Below are 24,116 nucleotides of genomic sequence, written 5' to 3'. Positions count from 1 at the left end.
GAGCGACGGCCGGTCACCCCTGCATGGGGTGGCCGGCCGTCGGCGTTCGGGCCGGACGCCGTTTCGGCGTCGTGTCACCCGGTGCCGCCGGCCAGGGATGTCGGTGCGACGGGCTAGAGTCGCTGCCGTGACAGCTACGACGCCGCGCCTGCTCCTCGTCGACGGACATTCCATGGCATACAGGGCTTTCTTCGCCCTGCCTGTGGAAAGCTTCTCCACCACGACGGGTCAGCCGACCAACGCGGTCTACGGCTTCACCTCGATGCTGATCAACGTCCTGCGCGACGAGCAGCCCACCCACATCGTCGTCGCCTTCGACGTCTCCCGCCATTCCTTCCGCACCGACAAGTACGCGGAGTACAAGGCCGGCCGCAGCGAGACCCCGACCGACTTCAAGGGGCAGGTCAGCCTCGTCAAGGAGGTCCTGGCCGCGCTGCAGATCCCAGTGGTGGAGAAGGAGGGCTTCGAGGCCGACGACGTGATCGCCACGCTCGCCTGCCAGGCCCGCGACCAGGGCATGACGGTGCTGATCAGCAGCGGCGACCGGGACGCGTTCCAGTTGGTCGACGACCAGATCACCGTCCTCTACCCGCGCAAGGGCGTCTCCGACCTGGCCCGGATGGACCCGGCGGCGATCGAGGCGAAGTACGGCGTTCCGCCACAGCAGTACCGGGACCTCGCCGCGCTCGTCGGCGAGACCAGCGACAACCTGCCCGGCATCCCCGGCGTCGGCCCGAAGACCGCGGCCAAGTGGATCATCACGTACGGCGGCGTGGAGGGCGTTATCGCCCGTGCCGACGAGATCAAGGGCAAGGCCGGCGACAGCCTTCGCGAGCGGCTTGCCGACGTGATCCGCAACTACGAGATCAACTGCCTGGTCTCCGACCTGGAGCTGCCGCTGCGCCCGGAGGACGCCCGGTGGACCGGTTGGGACCGGGAGGCGGTGCACCAGGTCTTCGACACCCTGGAGTTCCGCATCCTGCGTGACCGCCTCTACCAGTACCTGGAGGCGGTCGAGCCGGAGGCCGAGTCCGGGTTCGACCTCACCGGCGAGGTGCTCACCGAGCCCGGCACGCTGGCCGGCTGGCTGACCACGCACGCGCCGACCGGCACCCCCGTCGGTTTGGCGGTCAAGCTCGACACCGGCCCCAACCGCCGGCACACCGCCTCGATCACCGGTCTCGCGCTGGCCACCGCCGGCGGTGCGGCGGCCTGGGTCGACCCGGCAACGCTCGACCCGACCGACGAGGGCGCCCTGGCCAGCTGGTTGGCCGACGAGCAGCGCCCCAAGGTGCTGCACGACAGCAAGCCGGCCGTGCTGGCCTGCGCCGCGCACGGCTGGCAGCTCGCCGGCATCGTCCGGGACACCCAGATCGCCGCGTACCTGGCCCGCCCCGACCAGCGGTCCTACGACCTGACCGACCTTGCGCTGCGCTACCTGCACCGGGAGCTGCGCGTCGACGTCCCGGAGTCCGGCCAGCTCACCCTCGACGGGCTGGGCGACGAGGGTGTGGTCGAGCAGAACCTGATGCTCCAGGCCCGGGCCACCCTCGACCTGGCCGACGCGATCGACGCTGAGCTGTCCCGCGACGGCGAGCAGTCCGCCCGCCTGATGGCCGGGGTCGAGCTGCCGCTGATGCGGGTGCTGGCCACAATGGAGAGCACCGGCATCGCCGCCGACACGCATTATCTGTCCGAGTTGGAGGCGCACTTCGCCGCCGAGGTGAAGGCCGCCGCTCAGGGCGCCTACGAGGCGGTGGGCCGGGAGTTCAACCTCGGCTCGCCCAAGCAGCTGCAGGAGATCCTCTTCACCGAGCTGGGCCTGCCGAAGACCAAGAAGATCAAGACGGGTTACACCACCGACGCCGACGCCCTGCAGTGGCTCTACGCGCAACAGCCGCACCCCGTGCTGGCCCACCTGCTGCGCCACCGCGACGTCGCCAAGCTCAAGTCGACAGTGGACGGTCTGCTCAAGTCGGTCTCCGACGACGGCCGGATCCACACCACCTTCAACCAGACGGTGGCGGCCACCGGTCGACTCTCGTCCACCGAGCCCAACCTGCAGAACATCCCGATCCGCACCGAGGAGGGCCGGCGGATCCGCCGGGCCTTCGTGGTGGGAGAGGGCTACGAGTGCCTGCTCACCGCCGACTACAGCCAGATCGAGATGCGCATCATGGCGCACCTTTCGTCGGACGACGCGCTGATCGACGCCTTCAACTCCGGCGCCGACTTCCACGCCGCCACCGCCTCGTCGGTCTTCGGGGTGCCGCTCGACCAGGTCACCCCCGACCAACGCCGCAAGATCAAGGCCATGAACTACGGCCTGGCGTACGGGCTGAGCGCCTTCGGCCTGTCCCAGCAGCTCGGGATCAACACCGAAGAAGCGCGCGGGCTGATGGAAAACTACTTCGCCGGGTTCGGTGGGGTGCGCGACTACCTGCACCAGGTGGTCGCCCGGGCTCGCCAGGACGGCTACACCTCCACCATCCTGGGTCGCCGCCGCTACCTGCCCGACCTCGTCAGCGACAACCGGCAGCGCCGCGACATCGCCGAGCGGATGGCGCTCAACGCCCCGATCCAGGGTTCCGCGGCCGACATCATCAAGGTGGCGATGCTGCACGTCGACACCGCGCTGCGCGAGGCCGGGCTGCGCTCGCGGATGCTGCTGCAGGTGCACGACGAGCTGGTCTTCGAGGTGGCCCCCGGTGAGCGGGAGGCTCTGGAGGCACTGGTCCGGCACGAGATGGGCGGGGCGTACCCGCTGTCGGTGCCGTTGGAGGTGTCCGTGGGCGAGGGGCGGGACTGGAACAGCGCTGACCACTGAGTCTTTTGGCGGTCGCGGTCCGGGTTCCGGGTTTCGTCGCGCCCGACCCGCTCCGGGCGGTCAGGCTTGATCCCTGCGCGGGTCGGGCTGCCCCGGAACCCCGACGAGGTCTCTGCGGTCGGTCCTGCTCGGCGTGGTGGAGAGCGCCCTTGATCTCCAGGTCCGCGCTGCTTTCGTCGCCGTCTGCTGACGCCGGGTCGCCAGGTCCGCGTCGTGCCGCGCCGCGTCCGCTTCCGTGCGCCGACGCCGGCGCAAGATCCGCGCAACTTCGGGGAAAGTGCTGGGTCGCGGGGTTCTGAGGCACCAACTTCGCCGAAGTTGTGCGGATCTTGCCGTGGAGTGACGTGGTTCAGGCGTGCTCACGGGCTACTTCAGGGGGTCGTGGCCCCAGTTCATCAGGGACCAGCGCCACTTGGTGTCGCGGACGTTGCCGGACGGGCGTTGCGCCATGTGTCGGCGGACGTAGCCGACCACCTTGCGCATGTGCTTGTAGTCGCCCTCGGACAGGTCGCCCCGTTTGCGACGGAGCAGGTTGATGATCTTCCGGCCGGATTCGTGGCCGACGGACTCGCCGCCACCGGAGCGGCCGCCCTTGTGCCAGCCCACCTGCTTCGACTCGTCGGTCTCGAGCCATGTGGACAGCTCACGGGGCTTCATGTTCACCGCCTCGGTGAACTCCCGAAAGGTGTCCCGGCCCTGGTCGTCAGCTCTGCTCATGACGCAGCGCCTCGGGTCGGTGGGCCACGTCGCGGCCCGTGCCGTCGCTGCGGACCCGGTACTGCGGGTCATCGGGGGCCGCGTTCACGGCTCGCCCGCGGATCCGTGTCCGCTCGGTGATCGTGCCCTGCACCACGCCGTACGCGCGGCTGCCGTGGGCCGACCAGGAAACCTGGTCGCCTCTGCGGAATCGCTGCTCGGCCATGCTCCTCGGCTACCCGACACCGGGACGGCGAAACGGCCGTTCCGGCGACGCGCTACGGGGTGATCTCGGCGATCGGCAGCTTGATGTCGAACGGCTCGGCCAGCTCGATCACGTCGGCGCCGTCGGCGACCAGCTCGTACTGCCGCTCACCGCCGGGACCCACCCGGTCGCCGATCCGATACGCGTAGACGTGCACCGGGTCCTGCTCGATGCGCCAGTAGAACGGAATGCCGGCGGCGGCGTACTCGCCGGGCTTAGCGAACCTGTCGATCCGTCGCGTACCGGGCGAGACGATCTCCACGGCGAGGACCACGTCCGCCGGACGCAGCGAGGATCGGGAGGAAGACCCGCCGGCCCGCCGCAGCAGAACGTCGGGCTGTCGGCTGGTGTTCGAACTCAGCCCGACTCCGACGGCCTGCACGACCCGGAGGTCGGCCGGTACATGTTGCAGCAGCCAGTGCGCAAGCAGTAACGAGATGTCTTGATGGCCCAGGGTGGGGGAGGGCGTCACCTGGATGACTCCGTCGACGAGTTCGACACGGGGGGCGTCGTCCGGCAGGGTGAGCAGGTCCTCCAGCGTGTAGTCGGCACGCTGCTGCCGCACCGGGTCCGGACACCAGGGGCCAGGTGATGTCGGGATGGGCTCCGCGCGCATGTGACGAGCCTACCGGCGATCGACGGGATGCAGATCGGACTGCGGGTGCGGCGCGTTCAGTCGGCGGGCTTCTCGGCGACGAAGATGGCGGTACCGGGGAAGAGCCGACCGCGCAGCGGGCTCCACTGCCCCCAGATCCCCTCGTGCCCCTCCGGCCACTCCGGCTCCACCAGGTCCAGCAGTCGGAACCCGGCGCCGACCAGCTCACGGATCCGGTCGCCGAGGGTGCGGTGCTGCTCGACGTAGGTGGCCACGCCGGACTCGTCCTGCTCCACGTAGGGGGAGCGGTCGAAGTACGAGTGGACGGCCGTCAACCCGCCCTCACCCGGGTCGTCGAGGAAGATCCAGCGCATCGGGTGGGTCACCGAGAACACCCACCGCCCCCCGGGGCGCAGCACCCGGTGCACCTCGGCGTGCAGGGCCGCCGAGTCGTCCACGAACGGGATCGCCCCGAACGCGGTGCAGGCGAGGTCGAACGACCGGTCCGCGAACGGCAGGGCGAGGGCGTCGGCCTGCACCAGTGGTACGCGTACCCCGGTGTCGTCGGCGGCCTTGGCGGCGTGCCGCAACATTCCGGCGGACAGGTCGAAGGCGACCGGCCGGGCACCCTGGGTGGCGAGCCAGCGGGCAGCGGCCGCCGCGCCGCAACCAACCTCCAGCACCCGCCGCCCGGACAGGTCACCCAGCAGCCGGGCGTCGGCCTCGCGCAGCCCTTCCGGACACCAGACGAAGTCCACGTCGCCGAGGAACGCGCCGTGCTCGGCCTGGTAGTCGTCGGCGTCGGTGTCCCACCAGCCGCGGTTGGCCCGCCGGGCCTCGGCGTCACCCACCCGGCGCCGGGTGACCCGGCTGTCGTCATCCACGGCGCTCACGCTAGGCCCCCTCGCCCCGTTCGGTACGGCGGCGCGTCCGAGATCCTGCGACTCCTCGCGCGGTGACGCCTGATCGACTCGGTTTTGTGAAGTCGCGGCGTCCGGGCCGGTGGGACACGCCGATGTTCAGGAAACCGGGTCGATCACGCGGAGCACATGTCCGCTGGGTGATGCGACGGCTGGGGCTGCTGTGACGCACGAGACAGCAGAGGCTGTTTACGGGCGATTGTTCGCCTTTCGCAGGTCACCGCACGGAGAGAAGCCGGGAGGGCTTGCACGCTGTGGTAATGCGCACGGTAGGCTAGACGATGCGCTCGCGGATCGCGTTGCCTCGGCAGGGAGCAGGTACGCGGTCGTCGGAGCCACATCATGATCTCACTAGGCGATCGTTCGGTGTGCCCGGCGGCGGATCCGCTGGCGCGAACAGGTCACTGCGACACCAGCCTGCTGTGACAACCCACCGACCGGAGCAACCGCCCACATGACGAGCAGCATCGAGGCCCCCTCGAGCGCCACCCGGGTCACCCACGACGATCTCGGTTCCGAGGAGGCATTCCTCGCCGCGATCGACGAGACCATCAAGTACTTCAACGACGGCGACATTGTCGAAGGAACCGTCGTCAAGGTCGATCGGGACGAGGTCCTGCTCGACATCGGCTACAAGACCGAGGGTGTCATCCCCTCTCGGGAGTTGTCGATCAAGCACGACGTGGACCCCGCCGAGGTTGTGACGGTTGGCGACCACATCGAGGCCCTGGTCCTCCAGAAGGAGGACAAGGAGGGTCGTCTGATCCTCTCCAAGAAGCGGGCACAGTACGAGCGGGCCTGGGGCACGATCGAGAAGATCAAGGACGAGGACGGCGTCGTCCGCGGTTCGGTCATCGAGGTGGTCAAGGGCGGCCTCATCCTCGACATCGGGCTGCGGGGCTTCCTGCCCGCGTCCCTGGTCGAGATGCGTCGTGTGCGCGACCTGCAGCCGTACGTCGGGCGTGAGCTCGAGGCCAAGATCATCGAGCTGGACAAGAACCGCAACAACGTGGTCCTGTCCCGCCGGGCCTGGCTGGAGCAGACGCAGTCCGAGGTGCGCACCGAGTTCCTCAACAAGCTGCAGAAGGGCCAGGTCCGCAAGGGCGTCGTGTCCTCGATCGTCAACTTCGGCGCCTTCGTGGACCTTGGCGGCGTCGACGGTCTGGTGCACGTCTCCGAGCTGTCCTGGAAGCACATCGACCACCCGTCCGAGGTTGTCGAGGTCGGCCAGGAGGTCGAGGTCGAGGTCCTGGACGTCGACCTGGACCGCGAGCGGGTCTCGCTGTCGCTGAAGGCGACCCAGGAAGACCCGTGGCGGCAGTTCGCCCGCACCCACGCGATCCAGCAGATCGTGCCGGGTAAGGTCACCAAGCTGGTTCCGTTCGGTGCGTTCGTCCGCGTGGACGACGGCATCGAGGGCCTGGTCCACATCTCCGAGCTGGCCGAGCGCCACGTGGAGATCCCGGAGCAGGTCGTCCAGGTTGGCTCCGAGGTCATGGTCAAGGTCATCGACATCGACCTGGAGCGCCGCCGGATCTCGCTGTCGCTCAAGCAGGCCAACGAGGGCTTCGTCGAGGGCGAGGAGCACTTCGACCCGACCCTCTACGGCATGGCCGCGACGTACGACACCGAGGGCAACTACATCTACCCGGAGGGCTTCGACCCGGAGACGGGCGAGTGGCTCGAGGGGTACGACAAGCAGCGCGAGACCTGGGAGAACCAGTACGCCGAGGCTCGTCTGCGCTGGGAGGCCCACACCAAGCAGGTGCAGACCTCTCGGGCTGCCGACGCCGAGGCCGCTGCCAACCCGACTCCGGTCGTCCCGGCCGCTGCCGGTGGCGGCGGTGGCACCACCTCCTCGTCCAGCCCGGCCCCGAGCCGGCAGGCCGAGGAGCCGGCCGGCACGCTGGCCACCGACGAGGCGCTCGCCGCACTGCGGGAGAAGCTCGCCGGCGGTAAGTGACCCGCTGAACGACGACGGGCCCCGTCCCCGCGATCTTCGGATCGCTGGGGCGGGGCCCTCGCCGTGGGCGAGGCCCGCTCGTTGTGGGAGCAGCCCGGGCCTCTCGACGAGCCCGGGCCGGGACGAGGCGGGCAGGGCCGGGTCGGCCCGGACAGGCTGCGCGGGCCTCGGCCGTTCGGGCCGGGTCGGTCGGGACGATGGCGGCGGGTTTGGCGACGGGCTCGGGGATCCGGTTGACTGGTCGGGTGCTGAGAGTGGGGTTGACCGGCGGGATCGGGTCGGGAAAGAGCGCGGTGGCCGCGAGGCTGGTCGAGCGGGGCGCGGTGCTCATCGACGCCGACCAGGTGGCCCGGGAGGTCGTGGCGCCGGGCACTGAGGGACTGGCCGAGATCGTTGCGGCCTTCTCCGACGCGGTGTTGGACGACGATGGTGCGCTGGACCGTGTCGCGCTGGGCGCTGTGGTGTTCGCCGACGAGAGGGCCCGCCGTCGGCTGGAGTCGATCACCCACCCCCGGGTTCGGGCTCGCACCGCAGAGCTGGCCGCCGCGGCGGCACCGGGCGCGATCGTCGTCAACGACGTGCCGCTGCTGGTCGAGGTGGGGCTCGCGCCCACGTACCACCTGGTGATCGTGGTGCAGACGGCCGTGACGACCCGACTGGAGCGGCTGGCGCGTGACCGGGGGATGGACCGCGCGGAGGCGGAGCGGCGGATCGCCGCCCAGGCCGACGACGCCCGTCGACGGGCCGCCGCGGACGTGGTGCTGACCAACGACGGCAGCCTGGCGGATCTGCACGACGCCGTCGACGACCTCTGGCGGCAGCGGCTGCTGCCCTACGAGGACAATCTGCGCGAGCGGCGGGTGGTCCTGCCGGGCCGGGTCGACCCGGCGGGGACCGACGCGAGCTGGCCGGAGCAGTACGAGCGGCTGGCCGCCCGGATCCGGCACACGCTCGGCTCGGATGCCCTGCGGATCGACCACATCGGCTCGACCGCGTTGCCCGGCCTCGCCGCCCAGGACGTCATCGACGTGCAGGTGGCCGTGCGCAGCCTCGCCGACGCCGACGGTGCGCTGGTCGACCGGCTGGCGCACGCCGGGTTCCCCCGGGTGCCGGGGCACTGGTGGGACGACCCACGCCCGGCCGGCAGCGGTCGGTGGGAGAAGAGGTTGCACGGCAGCGCGGACCCGGCCCGCCCGGTTCGCCTGCACGTGCGGGTGGCCGATTCGCCGGGTTGGCGGTACGCGCTCCTGATGCGCGACCACCTGCGGGCCGACCCGGATCAGCGGGCCGCGTACCTGCTGCTCAAGAGGGATCTGGTCGACGCCGCACCGGAGGCTGGCGATTCGGGCACGGCCCGCGACCCGTGGTTCGACGAGGAGTACCTGCGGGCGGAGCAGTGGGCCGAGCAGACCGGCTGGCGGCCCTGAACGTCACCGCTCAGCGGGGCCGAGGTGTCGTGGGTCGAGGCTTGGCGGCCGGGCGGGGCACTGGAGTCAGTCGGGGCACCACGGCGGGCTGGAGGTCCAGTTGGGCCCACGCGTTGGCGTGGGTGTGCAGCTCCAGCCGGCGTAGCGACCCGTCGCGGTCGATCCAATAACGCAGTCGGGCGTCGGCCGGGCCCACCTCGACGACGTCCACGGTCCGTCCGGCGGTGACGTCCTCGCGTACCCGCAGGGCCGTTCCTGGTGGCCCGACCGACCCGGCGGCCACTGCGGCCTCGACCAGCGCGTTCAGGTCGTCGCCGCCCGACCGCTGGGCTCGCCAGGGCCCAGCCGGGGGCGGCAGCGGTGGTCGGTCGGGCGCTTCCGCGGTGCCGCCACCGGCGGCGGCCGCCGGCAGATCCGCCCGGGTCAGACCGGCGGTGTCGCGCCGCAGCAGGGTCCGGCGGTCCGGCACGCCCAGGTCGGCGACCGCGAGGTACGCGGTACCCGTGGTCCAGCTCACCCAGCCAGCGCCCCGCAGGTTCGTGTCCGTGCCAACGGGCGCGGTCAGCGTCATCGTCGCACCGCGCTGGGCCCGGAGCCGGGCCGGCAACCGGTCCAGTCGACGCCGCTCGGCGTCGGTCAGCGCGCGGGGCAGGCCGGGCCGGCCGCCGAGTGCGTCCACCGGACGCAGCGTCGGCCGGTCCGCCCGGTTGAGGATCATCGTGACCGGGCCGACGCCGGGCAACCGGGTCACCAGCTTGTGCAATCGGGCGTCCTGGTCGAGCCAGAACCGGGTCTGCCCGTTCGCGTCGGTGCTCGCCGGCGCGGCGCTCGGCGTGGGTGCCACCGTGCTGCCGAAAGCCGGGCTGCGGTGTGGCGGTCCGGCCGGCAGCGACGCCTCAAGGACGTCCACCGGACCGGCCGCCACGGTGTCCTGAGCGATCCAACGCGCACCGCTGCCGGGCACCGCCTGGGTCTGGTCCGGGCGGTCCGCGGCGAGGTCGAGGAGCAGGTCGAGCACGGGTGCCAGGTTCGTCCCGGGGGCCAGTCGGTGCAGCCGCCAACGGTCCGCCGGAGGCAGCAGGGGCGGCGCGGCCGGGGTGGGCACTGCTGCCGGGTCGGGCCGGATGACCAGGACCGGGCCGACCCGCTGCACCAGCCCGCGTTCGGCGCCCGCGCCCGGCCCACCCACATCGAGGTAGAGCAGTGACCGCGACCAGTCCACCCAGCCCACCAGTTCGATCCGGGCGGCGTCGGTGCCGGCGGTGATGCGGACTCCGGCGCGCAGGTCCCGGAGGTTGGTGACCCGCACGGCGGCCAGCCGCTCGCCCTCCGCGAGGGTCAGCGGCCGGGTCGGCTCGGGCGGGTCGGGCGCCCAGCTCAACAACCCGAGCACCAGCGCCGTCGCGGACGTCGCGGCGGTCAGGGCGAGCAACAGCAGCAGGGTACGTCTGCGCCGGCTGACCGGGGCCGGACCGGTGGCGTCCGCCGTGTCGGTGGGGGGTTCGGCAGCGACCTCGCGGCGGGTGGTCGTCCCGGCTGTCCCGGGACCTCGCCCGGTGGCGGTTCGGCTCTGCGTGGGGCCCTGGCCGGTGGTGGTCCGGTTCTGCGTGGGGCCCTGGCCGGTGGTGGCCCGGATCTCCGTGGGCCCGTCGCCGGTGGTGGCCCGGATCTCCGTGGGCACCTGGCCGCCGGTGGTCCGGTCCTTCTCGGGCCTGCTCCCACTGCCGGTTCGCTGAGCGGCGGTGGGCAGCCCTGGGCTGGTCGAGCGGGCGTTTGCAGGTCGGCTGGCCCTGGCTGCGGCGTCGGTCGGGCGGTCGGTGGCGGCTCGGCGGGCGTCGGTAGGCCGGCCGGTGGTGGAACCGACTCCGGTGTCCGTGCTCCGGGTGGTCTCTGAGGCGGTGCCGGAGCGGTGCCGCCCGCTGCCTGACCGCCCGACCTTGGGGGAGTTGGGCCGCTCGGCGGCGGTGACGTCCGGCCGGGGCGTGCCGCGGGGAGTGGTGTCGGGTGCCGGGGTCGGAGAGGTGTCCACGGAGATGAAACGGGCGGGGAGGCGTCGGGGTGACGAGCAGGGGCGCTCGCGGCGGCCGGTCTGCGCCTCGAGCGCGACCACACGGGTGCGCACGCCGGGCGAGCCGGGTGCTGCGACCGCAGTGCCGGGGGCGACCGGCCGTGATGTGACGGCCTGGCCACCTGCCCGGTCGGCCGCCGCGAGCGGCCTACAGGAAGAGGGTAGTCCCGGTGACATGGGACACACAATGGGAATATTGAAGCTGATCACGTACCTGGCGTGACGGCCGTTCCTGTCGGACCTCCGGCGTACCGTTGACGGTATGGCGCTCGACATTCCTCGGCTGGACAGCCGCTTCCAGGTCGTCAGTGACTTTCAGCCGGCCGGCGACCAACCGGCGGCCATCGACGATCTTGAGCGTCGGGTTCGGCGCGGCGACCGCAACACCGTGCTGCTCGGCGCGACCGGCACCGGCAAGAGCGCCACCACGGCGTGGCTGATCGAGCGACTGCAACGCCCCACCCTGGTGCTCGCCCCGAACAAGACGCTCTGTGCGCAGTTGGCCAAGGAGTTCAGCGAGCTGCTGCCGCACAACGCTGTCGAATACTTCGTCTCGTACTACGACTACTACCAGCCTGAGGCCTACATCCCGCAGACCGACACCTACATCGAGAAGGACTCCTCGATCAACGAGGAGGTCGAGCGTCTGCGGCACTCGGCGACGATGTCGCTGCTCACCCGGCGCGACGTGATCGTGGTGGCGACCGTCTCGGCGATCTACGGTCTGGGCACCCCGGAGGAATACCTCAACCGTGCGGTGAAGGTGCAGATCGGGCAGGAGCTCGACCGCGACCAGTTGCTGCGCCGGCTGGTCGACATCCAGTACACCCGCAACGACATGGCCTTCCAGCGGGGCACCTTCCGGGTCCGCGGCGACACGCTGGAGATCATCCCGGCGTACGAGGAGCTGGCGGTCCGCATCGAGCTGTTCGGTGACGAGGTGGAGAAGCTCTACTACCTCAACCCGTTGACCGGTGACGTGGTCCGCGAGGTCGACCAGCTGGTGATCTTCCCGGCCACCCACTACGCGGCCGGTCCGGAGCGGATGGAGCGGGCGATCCGTGACATCGAGGTGGAGCTGGCCGAGCGCCTCGCCGAGCTGGAGCGCCAGGGCAAGCTGCTGGAGGCGCAGCGGCTGCGGATGCGCACCACCTACGACATCGAGATGATGCGGCAGGTGGGCTTCTGCTCCGGCATCGAGAACTACTCGATGCACATGGACGGGCGGCTGCCCGGCAGCCCGCCGCACGCCCTGCTCGACTACTTCCCCGACGACTTCCTCACTGTGGTCGACGAGTCGCACGTGACCATCCCGCAGATCGGCGGCATGTACGAGGGCGACGCGTCCCGCAAGCGGATGCTCATCGACCACGGCTTCCGGCTGCCCAGCGCCGCCGACAACCGGCCGCTGCGCTTCGACGAGTTCCTGGAGCGGGTCGGCCAGATGGTCTACCTGTCCGCGACCCCCGGCACCTGGGAGATGGAGCAGGCCCAGGGCGAGTTCGTCGAGCAGGTCATCCGGCCGACCGGTCTGGTCGACCCGCAGGTCGTGATCAAGCCGACCAGGGGCCAGATCGACGACCTGATGCACGAGATCAAGCTTCGGACCGACCGCGACGAGCGGGTGCTGGTCACCACGCTGACCAAGAAGATGGCCGAGGACCTGTCCGACTATCTCCTGGAGAACGGCATCCGGGTGCGCTACCTGCACTCGGAGGTCGACACGTTGCGCCGGGTGGAGCTGCTGCGTGAGCTGCGCAAGGGCGACTACGACGTGCTGGTCGGCATCAACCTCCTCAGGGAGGGTCTGGACCTTCCCGAGGTGTCGCTGGTGGCGATCCTCGACGCCGACAAGGAGGGCTTCCTGCGCAGCGGCCGGTCGTTGATCCAGACCATCGGCCGGGCCGCCCGTAACGTGTCCGGTCAGGTGCACATGTACGCCGACAAGATCACCCCGTCGATGGCGGCGGCGATCGACGAGACCGACCGGCGTCGGGCCAAGCAGATCGCGCACAACGAGGCGCACGGGATCAGCCCGGAGCCGTTGCGTAAGAAGATCCACGACATCCTGGACGACATCTACCGCGAGGCGGAGGACACCGAAAACTCCCGCGTCGGGGGCGCGGTGCGTCAGCTGTCCCGAGGCAAGGCGCCGGTCAAGGAGACCCGCAGCCGGAGCCGGTCCGCCACCACCACCCCGTCACGGGAGGGGATGGCCCGCGCCGACCTGGCCCAGCTCATCCAGGAGCTCAACGACCAGATGCTGGCCGCCGCCCGCGAGTTGCAGTTCGAGCTGGCGGCTCGGATCCGCGACGAGGTTTCCGACCTGAAGAAGGAGCTGCGCGGCATGGACGCCGCCGGCGTGAAGTGACAGCCATCCGGCCGGCCATCAGCGCTCCCCGGGGCGCGGCCGGCCGGATCGCGACCGTGCGAAGGGCGGGCGGGGTTGACTGCGGTGGCACCGGTCGACGAGTTCGTCCTCGGCCTGCCCGAGGTCAGCCTGCGTCCGTTCGTCGACCGGTACGTCGGCTACCGGCAACGGGCGGACATCCCGCTGGTGCGCCGCGAGTCGGCGGGCGTCTTCGTGGTGCTGATCCTTGGCTGGGGCGCTCCGCTGGACGTGACCGACCCGCGCAGCGCGCAGCGCGGCGTCACGATGGTCGACTCGTTCGTGGCCGGCACCTTCGACGGCTGGTGCACCACGCGCACTGTGGGTGTGGGGGAGGGCGTCGAGCTGCTGCTCGCCCCACTGACCGCCCGGCGGCTGCTCGGCCTGCCGCTGAGTGAGCTGACCAACCGGGCCGTCGACGTCGGGCAACTCCCGGGCCGTTGGCTGCATCGGCTGCGTGGCCGGCTCGCGGAGACGCCCGGCTGGCCGGAGCGGTTCGCCCTGCTCGACGGGGTCCTCGCGGCCCGGCTGGCGGCGTCCCCTCCGGTCGACGCCCGGCTCGACTGGGCGTGGCGGTGGCTCGTCTCCAGCGGTGGGCAGGGGAGTGTCGGTGTGTTGGCCGACGAGCTGGGCTGGAGCCGGCGACACCTCGCGTCCCGGTTCCGGCAGGAGGTTGGTCTGCCACCCAAGATGGCCGCCCGGTTGCTGCGTTTCCAGCGGGCGTACGCGGTGCTCACCGACGTCGGACCGACCGCCGGGGCGCCGGTCGGCGCCGATCAGCCCGAGGTGGGCGCCGTCGACTGGGCCACGGTGGCGACGCGCTACGGCTACTACGACCAGTCCCACCTCATTCGGGACTTCCGCCAGTTCGCGGGGGCCACTCCGGCCGCCCTGCTCGCCGCCCGCGCTCCGGCCGGCTGACACCACCCAGTCGACAGGGGACGCGCCGAGGTCACATTCGTCCAATCCGGATCGGGGCCGTCGGCAGCAGAATCAGGTCATGCGAACCGTCTACCCGATCTTCCGTTACCCCGATCCCCGGGCCGCCATCGACTGGCTCTGCTCCGCCTTCGGCTTCCAGGTGCATTCGGTGCACGAGGCGCCGGACGGCACTGTCGCGCACGCCGAACTCGTCCTCGACACCGGCATGATCATGTTGGGTGGTCGGGCCGACGCGGCACCTCGACCGGCCGACGACGACTGGTCGGTCTACGTGGCGGTGCCGGACGTCGACGCCCACTGCGCCCGGGCACGCGCCGCCGGTGCCGAGATCACGCGCGAGCCGTTCGACACCGACTACGGCTCCCGTGACTACGCCGCCCGCGACCTGGCCGGCACCGTCTGGTCCTTCGGCACCTACCGGCCCTGAGCCAACCGCGCGGCACGCCGGGAGCCGTGCGCACTCCCGGGCCGGCACAGCACCGCAGGGCCGCACCGCACCGCAGGGCCGCACCGCACGCGGGACTCCAGGTGCGCGGGACTCCGGTGCACGGGACTGGACAGCACGGCTCGACGCCCCGCCTGACGTGCGGAAACGCCGGACGATGGCCGGTCCGACCGTCGGACGGTGCCATGACCACTGATTGCGGTGCGCGAGCGAGCTATTGCACTGGGTGATCGTCCTGCGTACTCTCCCTCGGTGGGGAGGCCGGGATGCCGCTGCCAACAAGTCCTGTCATTCGACGTGCACGTCTCGGCGCAGAGTTGCGCCAGTTACGCCGGCGCGAGGCGCTGACCCTGGAACAGGTCTGCGACCGGCTTGGCTGGGCCTCGACGTCGAAGTTGTCCCGCATCGAGCTGGGTCAGAGCCGCCCTGACCTCGCCGATGTGCTCGATCTGCTGGACATCTACAAGGTGCCCTCGCCCGCCCGGGACGAGCTGATCGTGATCGCCCGGGACGCGGCGACCAGCCGCGGCTGGTGGAAGACGCTGGGCGAGATGAGCGAACGGCAGCGCACCTACGCCGAGCTGGAGGCGGGTGCCGCCGACATCGTCGAATACCAACCGGCGATCGTGCCGGGGTTGCTCCAGACGCCCGCGTACGCCCGGGTGCTGGTCGCGGCCGGCGCCCAGCTCACGCCCGAGGTCGACGTGGAGGCCGAGGTGCGCGCCCGGGCGCTGCGGCAGGAGGTGTTGCGGCGGGCCTATCCGCCGCACTACACGGCGGTGCTCGCCGAGGCCGTCTGTGACAGGGGCGACCTGCCGGACGAGGTCTGGCGTGAACAGTTGCGGCATCTGGTCGCCGTGACCGGGCTGTCCCATGTCACGGTGCGGCTGCTGCCCCGTGGGGCGGCCGGTGGTGGGCTGCACCCGCTGACCCCGTACTCCTGCTATGCCTTTCCCGACCCGGCGGACCCGCGGACGGTGATGTTGGAGGCGTTGACCACCGACGTGCGGTTGGCCACCGTGCTCGACGTCGACCGCTACCAGCGGATGACCGAGGCGTTGCTGGCGGCCGCGCTGTCACCGGAGGAGACGGTCACCGTGCTGGCCCGCCGCGTCGGCGAGTAGGACCCGCGCCGCGCGGCCACCGGGCCCGGCGCCCCGAGCCCGTCGGGACCGGCGGCCGGCGCGTGCGCAGGGCACGATAACCGCGGGGTACGACAGCAGGCTCAGGCCGGCACGTCGAGGAAGTGCTCGACCACGGGCGGCCCGGCGAAGTGTGGTCCGATCAACGCCCGCCACTGCTCGAACCGTTCGGTGGCCCGGAAGTTCTCCTCGTGCGCCTCGACCGAGTCCCATTCGACGAGCAGCACGAAGCGGGTCGGGGACTCGATGCCCCGGGTCATCCGCACGGACCGGCAGCCGGTTGCCCCGGCGAGCACCGGGTGACCCTCGGCGTACGCGGCGGCGAACGCGTCCTCGTGTCCGGGCAGTACGTCGATGAGCGCGACCTCAAGCACCATGTCGGACAGCCTCGCATGGCGGGCCGCGTCGGCGGTGTCGCGGGGTCTGTTCCGGTGTCGACGGTGTCCGCCGCTGCATGTGCCGACTGACTGCCGGTCGCTCAGCGACCCGATAACCGCACCCGACCTGCACTAGCCTCCTAGGACACCACAGCGGGTGTGACGCGGCGATATGACGCGGCGGGCGCTGCCCCCGGTATTCCCCGGCGACGGGTGGTTGGCGCCACCGGCTGCCCGGGGTGTGATCACGGCGCGTGGTGGGCAACAATGGTCACCGAGGAGGGGAGTATTCCTTCGCGACGGAGTCGTCAGCACGGTCGATCGTCGGAACCACGGCGACCCGACCCGGCCCCGTAGGTCGCCGTTCCGTTCGCGGGCGGCGGCGGAAGAGACCTCCGACAGTCACCAGAGTGAGCGACAGCGGCACACCGGCCTCTCCGGGGGCGTACGGTGTGCCCGACGCCGCGTGTCTGCCGGAGGAATGAACGTTGGACGTGTCCGGATTGGTGTGGGCGGGAACGCTTGTCGCACTGACTGCGGTCCTGCTCGTCGACCTGTTGATCATCGGTCGACGCCCGCACGAGCCGAGTGTGCGCGAGTCGAGCCTCTGGGTCGCCTTCTACGTCGGTCTCGCCCTGATCTTCGGCGTCGGTGTCTGGTTGACCTCGGGCGCCAGCTCCGCGGGGCAGTTCTACACCGGTTGGCTCACCGAATACAGCCTGTCGGTGGACAACCTCTTCGTCTTCGTGATCATCATGGCGCGCTTCGGGGTGCCCCGGCAGTACCAGCAGAAGGTCCTGCTCGTCGGCATCGTGCTGGCGCTGGTGATGCGCGGTGGGTTCATCGCCGCCGGCGCCGCACTGATCTCCCAGTTCTCCTGGGTCTTCTACATCTTCGGCGCGTTCCTGATCTACACCGCGGTCAACCTGGCCCGGCAGGGTGAGCCGGACGAGGACGAGTTCTCCGAGAACCTGCTGATCCGGTGGAGCCGTAAGGCGCTGCCGATCTCCAAGGGCTACGACGACGCGAAGCTGATCACCCACGAGAACGGCAAGCGGCTGTTCACCCCGATGCTGATCGTGATGATCGCGATCGGCACCACCGACCTGATCTTCGCCCTGGACTCGATCCCGGCGATCTTCGGTATCACCCAGGAGCCGTACCTGGTCTTCACCGCGAACGTCTTCGCGCTGATGGGCCTTCGTCAGCTCTACTTCCTGCTCGGTGGCCTGCTCGACCGATTGATCTACCTGAGCTACGGCCTGGCCGTCGTGCTCGGCTTCATCGGGGTCAAGCTGGTGCTGGAGGCGTTGGCCGACAACACCCTGCCGTTCATCAACGGTGGTGAGCACGTCGGCTGGGCGCCGCACATCCCGATCTGGCTGTCGCTGCTGGTCATCCTCGGCACCCTGGGCATCGCCACCGCCGCCAGCCTGATCAAGTCCTCCCGGGACCGGCGCCGCGAGCTGGCCGACGCCCGACGCTGACGTGTCGCCGGCCGGGTGCGGGAAACGCGCCCGGCCGGTCAGACGCGGTGTGCGCCCACCAGCGTCGCGGTCCGGTCGGCCGGCAGGGGCTCCTCGATGACCCGCCGCCGCCGGTAGCAGGCGTGCAGCATCCGCCGCTCGCCACCGTTACCGGGCGGGGCGGTGACGATGCCGATGTGGTGGATCTTGCGGCCGGGTCGGGCGAAGAAGTAGAGATCACCGGGGCGTTCCGCCCCCAACGCCAGCGGGGTGGTGGCGACGGCCTGGTCATCGGCGTCGCGGGGCAGCAGCACCCCGAACCGCCGCCAGGCCAGGTGCACCAGCCCGGAGCAGTCGATGCCGTGCGCGGAGAGACCGCCCCAGATGTAGGCCACGTCCAGCAGTCGCTGCGCCACCGCGAGCGCCTGCGCTGCGGCCGGTGCCTCGGCCGACGTGGCGACGAGGTGGTCGTCGGGCAGCCAGAGCGGCGCGGCGTGACCGGGGACGTGCACCGGCCGCCAGTCGTCGCGCGCGGGGCCGGCCGGGACGAGGCGGGTGCCGACGACGACGCCGGGCAGCACCACCGGACCGTTCGGAGCGGCGTGCAGCCCGGTGACTGTGGAGTCGACCACCAGCGGCGCGGCGGTGCCGGTGTCGGTGGACGGGTCGACGGGGGTCAGTTGCTCGGTGGGGAGCCAGCCCGGGTAGCCGCGCGGGTCCAGCTTGGCGGCGGGCTGCTCGACGGCGACGACCCGGGCCCAGCCGTCCGGGCGCAGCTCGCTGACGAGGACCCGCTCGCCGAGCAGGAGCTGGCTCAGCACGCAGTCGCCGACCTGCTGGTCGGTGTCCAGGCCGGAAACCCAGGTCAGGATGTCGGCGCCGGCGGTCAGCGCCGGACGGTCGACCTCGCGGACCGCCTCGGGGGAGGTCCACAGCGTCGCCACCGCGACCCGGACGACGGCCTCGCGGCCCGGTTGCAGCTTCACGTCAACCCCCAGATCGAGTCGGCTGTCCAGGGAACCCTATGAAAGAAACCAACGCTCATCAACCACGCGCCTGCACCTTTGCTTCAGCAAGGCCGGAGATGCCCAGGCCAGGCGCGTCGGGCAACACCACGGTCGCCCCCTCGTAGCGTATTCCGCCCTGCACCGGTGACCAGGCCAGCCACCAGGCGGCGTCCAGGTCGGGCACCGCGGTGGTGCCGTACGCGGCGACCAGGCTCGCCGCCGCACCGATGCCGACCTGGCTCTCCATCATGGAGCCGACCACCGTGCCGAGCCCGTGGGCGGTGGCGAGTTCGAGGAGGGTACGCGCCGGGTGCAGCCCACCGCACTTGGCCAGCTTGACGTTGACCAGGTCGGCGGCCCGACGACGGATCACCTCCACCAGGTCACGGACCCCGAAGACCGCCTCGTCGGCCAGGATCGGCACGGACACCCGGTCGCTCACCCAGGCCAGGCCGTCGAGGTCCCAGCGGGCCACCGGCTGCTCGACCAGCTCCACGTCGAGGCCGGCGTCCTCGATGCCCCGAATCACCCGGACCGCCTCCCGGGGCGTCCAGCCCTGGTTGGCGTCGAGCCGGATCCGCACCCCCGGGCCGACGGCCGCGCGAACGGCCCGGACCCGGTCCAGGTCGGTGCTCGCGTCGGTGCCGACCTTCAACTTCAGCACGCCGAAGCCGTCCGCCTGCCGCTGCCGCGCCGCCGCCGCAAGGTCCACCGCGTCGCCCGCCGCGAGCGTGACGTCCGTCGGCACCCGCAGCCTGGTGCCCCCGAGCAACCGCACCAGGGGTACGCCCAACCGCCGGGCGGCGAGGTCGTGCAGGGCGACGTCCACCGCGGCCTTCGCCGCCTCGTTGCCGACCACGGCGCGCTGCACCTCGGAGCACCGGGCCACCAGGTCGTCCGGGTCACGGCCGATCAGCTGCGGGCCGAGCAGTTCGCGTACGCACGCCCGTGCGCCGGCGACCGACGCGCCGGTGACCTGCCACACCTGGGGGGCCTCGCCGAAGCCGGAACGGCCGTCGGAGTCGACCAGTTCGACGACGAGGGTGTCCACTGTGGTGGTACGACGCAACGCGGTGACGAACGGGGTGTGTAAGGGGGCCGAAACCCGGTGGGTGCGTACCTCCGAGATCGTCATGTCAGGCACCCTATACGCAGGCGCACGTCGGGATGGGAGACCGGATGACCGGGCAGGGCTGGGAGCTGGTAGGTGCACCGAACGCACGCGATCTGGGTGGGCTCGTCGGTGCCGACGGGAGGCGGGTCCGGGCGGGGCAGTTGCTCCGCACTCCCGCGTTGGGTCGGCTGACCGACGAGGATCTGCCGGTGCTCGCGAAGCTGGGGCCGGCGTGCGTGCTCGACCTGCGCGCCCCCGCGGAGATCGAGGTCGCCCCGGCGGATCGACTGGCCGGTGAGCCACGGGTGGTGTGCCTGCCGGTGCACGACCCGGAGCACCCGGTCTTCACGTACGTGTCGGCGGTGCTGCTCGGCCACGACCTGAACGCGTACGCGGAGCTGGCCCGGCAGGGCACGACGGGGGCGATGGCCGCCATCTACCGGTGGTTCGTGACCGGCGAGTCGGCTCGGGTCGGCTTCGCGGAGGCGGTGCGGCTGGCCGCCCAGCCGGAGAACCTGCCGATGGTCTACCACTGCTCCGCCGGCAAGGACCGCACCGGTTGGCTGACCGTCATCCTGTTGACGGCGCTCGGCGTGGACGAGGCGGCGATCCGCGCCGACTACCTGCGCAACAACGAGCTGACCGACAGCCTGCGGGCGGTGATCATCGAGGCGATGCGACGACGGCAGCCGGAGTTGGACGTCGACGCGGTGCTGCCGGTGTTGGAGGTCCGCGCCGAGTACCTCGACGCCGGCTACGACGAGGTACGCCGCGTGCACGGCTCGTTCGACGCGTACCTGCGGGACGGGTTGGGGTTGACCGACGAGACCCTCAGCGCGTTGCGGGCGCAACTGCTGGAGTGACCGGCGCGCCCGGGGGTGTGCCGACGCGGGCGGCCAGGCCGAGGACGATCAGCGCCTGGCCGGCGGCGTAGGTCGCCATGACCAGCACGGGTGCGCCGGGTGGTTGGGCCACCTCGGCCACCCCGGCGGCGATCAGCAGGTCGGAGCCGAGGAACAGCGCTGCGCCGACACCGACCCGCCAGCCCTTGGTGGTGGCGGTGGTGGCCATCGCGGCCAGCGCGAGCGCGTAGCCGGCCACCGGCACGGCGAGCCCGGCGTCGGTCAGTCCCGCCCACATCCACCACAGCGCGACGACGGTCAGCACCGCGTACGTCAGTGGGACCGCGAGCAGCGGCGCACGCCGCAGCGCGGTCGCGGCGCCGTGTCGGGTGAACGCCGCGATGTAGCAGAGGTGCGTGCCGAGGAAGCAGGCCATGCCGGCGATGAACCAACCGGTGCCGTCGCCGAGCAGGAACACGTCGCCGCCGGTGGAGAAGGCCAGCCCGACGAGCACCAGCCGGTCCGGGCGGGCGCCGCGCTCGGCGGCGGCCCGCCAGAGGTACGCGGCCAGCAGCGGCATCAGCAGCGGCTTGGTGAGTGCCTCGGCCACCCGGCCATCGGTGGCGTTGGCCAGGAGGTTCGCCGCCGTCACGACGAGGAAGGCGATGAGGATGGTGCGACTGCGGGGCATCGGCGGCTCCGGGGTGGGGGTGCGAGCAGCCTAGCCGCAACGGCGGGTCGTGGTCAGAGCTGGTGACGGGCGGCCCAGACCTGCGCGGAGATGTGTGCGAGCAGCCGGCAGGCGTCGTCCTCGACCTCGTCGTCGCCGCCGGCCAGGTCCGTGGTGGTGCAGACGGTGATCAGGTAGGGCGGGGCGTCGTCGGGCAGGACCAGGCCGGCACCGTGTCGGACCCCGCGTACCCAACCGCTCTTGTGCGCGATGCGGGTGCCCTCGGGCAGGCCGGCGGCCAGGTCCTCGCGGTGCTCCTGGGCGAGGAGGACGTCCAGCATGGCCGTGCAGCCGGCGGGCGAGGCGAGCGGGCCCGGGGTGTCGGCCCCGGTGGCCAGTGCGCCGAGCAGGGCGGCCAGGTCGGCGGCGGTGACCGTGTTGGTGATGCCGGCCTCGCGGGCGGCGAAGTCCTCGATGCCGCGGCCCGTGACGCTGGTGCGGGCGCCGGTGCGCGCCCACACCTCGGCCACCGCGGGCAGCCCGACGTGCCCGATGACCAGGTTGGTGGCCAGGTTGCTGGATCGCACGATCATCCGGTCGGCCAGCCAGCGCAGCGACGCCGCGCCGCCCAGCCGGTCCCAGACCGCGTCGTCGTTGTCGTAGTGCTGGGCGCAGGAGAACCGGGGCGCGCCGGGCTGGGCGGAGTCGAACTCGTTGACCACGGGGACCGGGGCGTCCAGGTCCAGCGTGCCGGCCTCGGCGGCGCGGTGCAGGGCGGCGAGCACCGCCACCTTCATGGTGCTCGCCGCGTAGTGGGCGGCGTCCGGGTGACGGGTCCAGGTCGGCGGCGCGTCGGGTCGGCCCACGTACGCCGAGACGGTGCCGGGCACCTTGTCCAGGTGGGCGTCGAGATCATCCCAGGTCATGCCGGTGACCGTAGCCGATCGGCGGCAGCCGGTCGGGTTGGCCCGCGTACCCCTGGGAAAACGGACGGGCGCGCCGGCCGCAAGCGGCCGACGCGCCCGGTGTCGGGTGCTGGTGTGCTCAGCCGGCGTGCTTGCGGCGGGCGGTGGCCCGGCCCCGCAGCTGCTGGTCGAGCACCACCTTGCGGATCCGGACCGTGGCCGGGGTGACCTCGACGCACTCGTCCTCGCGGCAGAACTCCAGTGCCTGCTCCAGCGAGAGCTTGCGCGGCGGGACCAGCTTCTCGGTCTCGTCGGAGGTCGACTGCCGCATGTTGGTGAGCTTCTTCTCCTTGGTGATGTTGACGTCCATGTCGTCGGAGCGGGAGTTCTCCCCGACGATCATGCCCTCGTACACCTCGGTTGTCGGGTCGACGAAGAGCTGACCGCGCTCCTGCAGGTTGGTCATCGCGAAGGCGGTGACCGCGCCGGCCCGGTCGGCGACCAGGGAGCCGTTGTTGCGGGTGCGCAGCTCGCCGAACCACGGCTCGTAGGACTCGAAGACGTGGTGCAGGATGCCGGTGCCCCGCGTGTCGGTGAGGAACTCGGTGCGGAAGCCGATCAGGCCGCGCGCCGGAACCAGCCACTCCATCCGGATCCAGCCGGTGCCGTGGTTGACCAGCTGCTCCATCCGGCCCTTACGGGTGGCGAGGAGCTGGGTGATCGCGCCCAGGTATTCCTCCGGGGCGTCGATGGTCAGCCGCTCGACCGGCTCGCAGGTCTTGCCGTCGATCTCCTTGGTGACCACCTGCGGCTTGCCGACGGTCAGCTCGTAGTTCTCCCGGCGCATCTGCTCGACCAGGATGGCCAACGCCAGCTCACCGCGGCCCTGCACCTCCCAGGCGTCCGGCCGCTCGGTGGGCAGCACCCGCAGCGACACGTTGCCGATCAGCTCCTTGTCGAGCCGGTCCTTGACCATCCGGGCGGTGACCTTGGCGCCCTTGACCCGGCCGACCAGCGGCGAGGTGTTGGTGCCGATGGTCATCGAGATGGCCGGCTCGTCGACGGTGATCAGCGGCAGCGCGACCGGGTTCTCGAGGTCGGCGAGGGTCTCACCGATCATGATCTCCGGGATGCCGGCGACGGCGATGATGTCGCCCGGGCCGGCGGTCTCGGCCGACGTGCGCTCCAGGCCCTCGGTCATCAGCATCTCGGAGATGCGGACCCGCTGGGTGCTGCCGTCGGTGCGGCACCAGGTCACCGTCTGACCCTTGTTGATGGTGCCCTGGCGGACCCGGCACAGCGCCAGCCGGCCGAGGAACGGCGAGGCGTCGAGGTTGGTGACGTGCGCCTGCAACGGCGCGCCCTCGTCGTACGAGGGCGGCGGGATGGTGTCCAGCAGGGTGCGGAACAGCGGCTCCAGGGAGGTGCTGTCGTCGGGCACCGAGCCGTCGGCGGGCTGGGTCAGCGAGGCGATGCCGTCGCGGGCGCACGCGTAGACGATCGGGAAGTCGATCTGCTCCTCGTCGGCGTCCAGGTCGAGGAAGAGCTCGTAGGTGTCGTCCACGACCTCCTTGATCCGGGCGTCCGGCCGGTCCACCTTGTTGATCACCAGGATGATCGGCATCCGGGCCCGCAGCGCCTTGCGCAGCACGAAGCGGGTCTGCGGCAGCGGGCCCTCGCTGGCGTCGACGAGCAGCACCACGCCGTCGACCATGGTGAGGCCGCGCTCCACCTCGCCACCGAAGTCGGCGTGGCCGGGGGTGTCGATGATGTTGATGGTGACCGGGTCGGAGCCGTCCGCGGGCAGGTAGCGCACACCGGTGTTCTTGGCCAGGATCGTGATGCCCTTTTCGCGCTCCAGGTCACCCGAGTCCATCACCCGCTCGGTGTTCTCGCCCCGGGCGCCGTACGCCCCGGCCTGCCGCAACATGGCGTCGACCAGGGTGGTCTTGCCGTGGTCGACGTGAGCGATGATGGCGACGTTGCGGAGGTCGGTGCGAAGCTGCATACCCTCTATCCTTCCGCCTGCGCTCGCGCAGGCTGCGTCGGGGTCACC

The 24,116-nt window shown here is 71.3% G+C and carries 19 protein-coding genes and 1 pseudogene; 9 read left to right on the top strand and 11 right to left on the bottom strand.

Translation table 11 applies throughout. The features are described 5' to 3' along the window. The first annotated feature begins 127 nt into the window (after positions 1–127). Positions 128–2,827 carry a DNA polymerase I gene (gene polA / locus AC3CF1_RS10010; RefSeq protein ID WP_488450212.1) on the top strand — a complete coding sequence of 900 codons (2,700 nt, stop codon included), beginning with the start codon at positions 128–130 and terminating at the stop codon, positions 2,825–2,827. Between the two features lie 369 nt (positions 2,828–3,196). Here the strand turns inward: polA and AC3CF1_RS10005 are convergent. The 4 genes and pseudogenes from AC3CF1_RS10005 to AC3CF1_RS09990 form a co-directional block, all read right to left on the bottom strand. Continuing rightward, positions 3,197–3,544, bottom strand: a pseudogene (locus AC3CF1_RS10005) (DUF3140 domain-containing protein); the annotation flags it as partial. After that, positions 3,531–3,749, bottom strand: coding sequence for a hypervirulence associated TUDOR domain-containing protein (locus tag AC3CF1_RS10000; protein ID WP_396679641.1), 219 nt, complete (start codon positions 3,747–3,749; stop codon positions 3,531–3,533). The gene AC3CF1_RS10000 and the pseudogene AC3CF1_RS10005, both read right to left, overlap by 14 nt. Positions 3,750–3,801: 52 nt before the next feature. Further along, a complete protein-coding gene (locus AC3CF1_RS09995; protein ID WP_488450210.1) occupies positions 3,802–4,404 on the bottom strand; it encodes a Uma2 family endonuclease in 603 nt (200 codons plus the stop codon). A 56-nt stretch (positions 4,405–4,460) separates the two neighbouring features. Then, positions 4,461–5,267, bottom strand: coding sequence for a class I SAM-dependent methyltransferase (locus tag AC3CF1_RS09990; protein WP_488450208.1), 807 nt, complete (start codon positions 5,265–5,267; stop codon positions 4,461–4,463). Positions 5,268–5,757: 490 nt separating this feature from the next. On the opposite strand from AC3CF1_RS09990, the gene rpsA reads away from it, so the two are divergent. After that, a complete protein-coding gene (rpsA, locus tag AC3CF1_RS09985) occupies positions 5,758–7,266 on the top strand; it encodes a 30S ribosomal protein S1 (protein WP_030337999.1) in 1,509 nt (502 codons plus the stop codon). Between the two features lie 245 nt (positions 7,267–7,511). Beyond that, positions 7,512–8,693, top strand: coding sequence for a dephospho-CoA kinase (coaE, locus tag AC3CF1_RS09980; RefSeq protein ID WP_488450206.1), 1,182 nt, complete (start codon positions 7,512–7,514; stop codon positions 8,691–8,693). Between the two features lie 10 nt (positions 8,694–8,703). Here coaE and AC3CF1_RS09975 read toward each other — a convergent pair whose 3' ends face one another. Further along, entirely contained in the window at positions 8,704–10,815 is a 2,112-nt protein-coding gene (locus AC3CF1_RS09975) for a hypothetical protein (RefSeq protein WP_488450204.1), read from the bottom strand. Between the two features lie 208 nt (positions 10,816–11,023). On the opposite strand from AC3CF1_RS09975, the gene uvrB reads away from it, so the two are divergent. The 4 genes from uvrB (at position 11,024) to AC3CF1_RS09955 (ending at position 15,661) form a co-directional block, all read left to right on the top strand. Beyond that, a complete protein-coding gene (gene uvrB, locus AC3CF1_RS09970) occupies positions 11,024–13,132 on the top strand; it encodes an excinuclease ABC subunit UvrB (RefSeq protein ID WP_488450202.1) in 2,109 nt (702 codons plus the stop codon). An 84-nt stretch (positions 13,133–13,216) separates the two neighbouring features. After that, positions 13,217–14,071, top strand: coding sequence for a helix-turn-helix domain-containing protein (locus tag AC3CF1_RS09965; RefSeq protein ID WP_354983073.1), 855 nt, complete (start codon positions 13,217–13,219; stop codon positions 14,069–14,071). 79 nt (positions 14,072–14,150) lie between these two features. Then, a complete protein-coding gene (locus AC3CF1_RS09960; protein WP_327644899.1) occupies positions 14,151–14,519 on the top strand; it encodes a VOC family protein in 369 nt (122 codons plus the stop codon). Positions 14,520–14,803: 284 nt separating this feature from the next. Further along, complete coding sequence (locus AC3CF1_RS09955; protein ID WP_354983074.1) at positions 14,804–15,661, top strand: helix-turn-helix domain-containing protein; 858 nt, start codon at positions 14,804–14,806, stop codon at positions 15,659–15,661. Positions 15,662–15,762: 101 nt separating this feature from the next. On the opposite strand, the gene AC3CF1_RS09950 is transcribed toward AC3CF1_RS09955, so the two are convergent. Beyond that, positions 15,763–16,056, bottom strand: a complete 294-nt coding sequence (locus AC3CF1_RS09950) for an antibiotic biosynthesis monooxygenase family protein (protein WP_088949279.1) — start codon at positions 16,054–16,056, stop codon at positions 15,763–15,765. 488 nt (positions 16,057–16,544) lie between these two features. Here AC3CF1_RS09950 and AC3CF1_RS09945 point away from each other — a divergent pair, with 488 nt between their 5' ends. Continuing rightward, positions 16,545–17,543, top strand: a complete 999-nt coding sequence (locus AC3CF1_RS09945) for a TerC family protein (RefSeq protein WP_210793940.1) — start codon at positions 16,545–16,547, stop codon at positions 17,541–17,543. Positions 17,544–17,581: 38 nt separating this feature from the next. Here AC3CF1_RS09945 and AC3CF1_RS09940 read toward each other — a convergent pair whose 3' ends face one another. After that, the gene (locus tag AC3CF1_RS09940) at positions 17,582–18,508 is read right to left on the bottom strand and encodes a C40 family peptidase (RefSeq protein WP_488450198.1); all 927 of its coding nucleotides are present in this window, start codon (positions 18,506–18,508) and stop codon (positions 17,582–17,584) included. Positions 18,509–18,566: 58 nt separating this feature from the next. Next, a complete protein-coding gene (locus tag AC3CF1_RS09935) occupies positions 18,567–19,664 on the bottom strand; it encodes a mandelate racemase/muconate lactonizing enzyme family protein (protein ID WP_099855849.1) in 1,098 nt (365 codons plus the stop codon). Positions 19,665–19,708: 44 nt separating this feature from the next. Between AC3CF1_RS09935 and AC3CF1_RS09930 the strand changes: the two genes are divergently transcribed. After that, positions 19,709–20,506: a tyrosine-protein phosphatase gene (locus AC3CF1_RS09930; protein WP_099855847.1), complete on the top strand. Its 798-nt coding sequence runs from the start codon at positions 19,709–19,711 to the stop codon at positions 20,504–20,506. Here AC3CF1_RS09930 and AC3CF1_RS09925 read toward each other — a convergent pair. From AC3CF1_RS09925 to typA, 3 genes are all read right to left on the bottom strand, one after another. Continuing rightward, the gene (locus tag AC3CF1_RS09925; protein WP_488450195.1) at positions 20,475–21,176 is read right to left on the bottom strand and encodes a lysoplasmalogenase; all 702 of its coding nucleotides are present in this window, start codon (positions 21,174–21,176) and stop codon (positions 20,475–20,477) included. The genes AC3CF1_RS09930 and AC3CF1_RS09925 overlap by 32 nt on opposite strands. Before the next feature lie 53 nt (positions 21,177–21,229). After that, positions 21,230–22,081 (bottom strand): serine hydrolase, encoded by an 852-nt coding sequence (locus AC3CF1_RS09920; protein ID WP_355162381.1) that lies wholly within the window; start codon positions 22,079–22,081, stop codon positions 21,230–21,232. Between the two features lie 118 nt (positions 22,082–22,199). After that, on the bottom strand, positions 22,200–24,068 hold the full coding sequence (gene typA / locus AC3CF1_RS09915; protein WP_088949273.1) for a translational GTPase TypA: 1,869 nt from the start codon (positions 24,066–24,068) through the stop codon (positions 22,200–22,202). Positions 24,069–24,116: the final 48 nt, after the last annotated feature.

This window comes from Micromonospora sp. MGP-C2, assembly GCF_057766525.1.
Note: the sequence above shows the minus strand (reverse complement) of the source record. Positions and strands in the feature narration are given on the sequence as shown.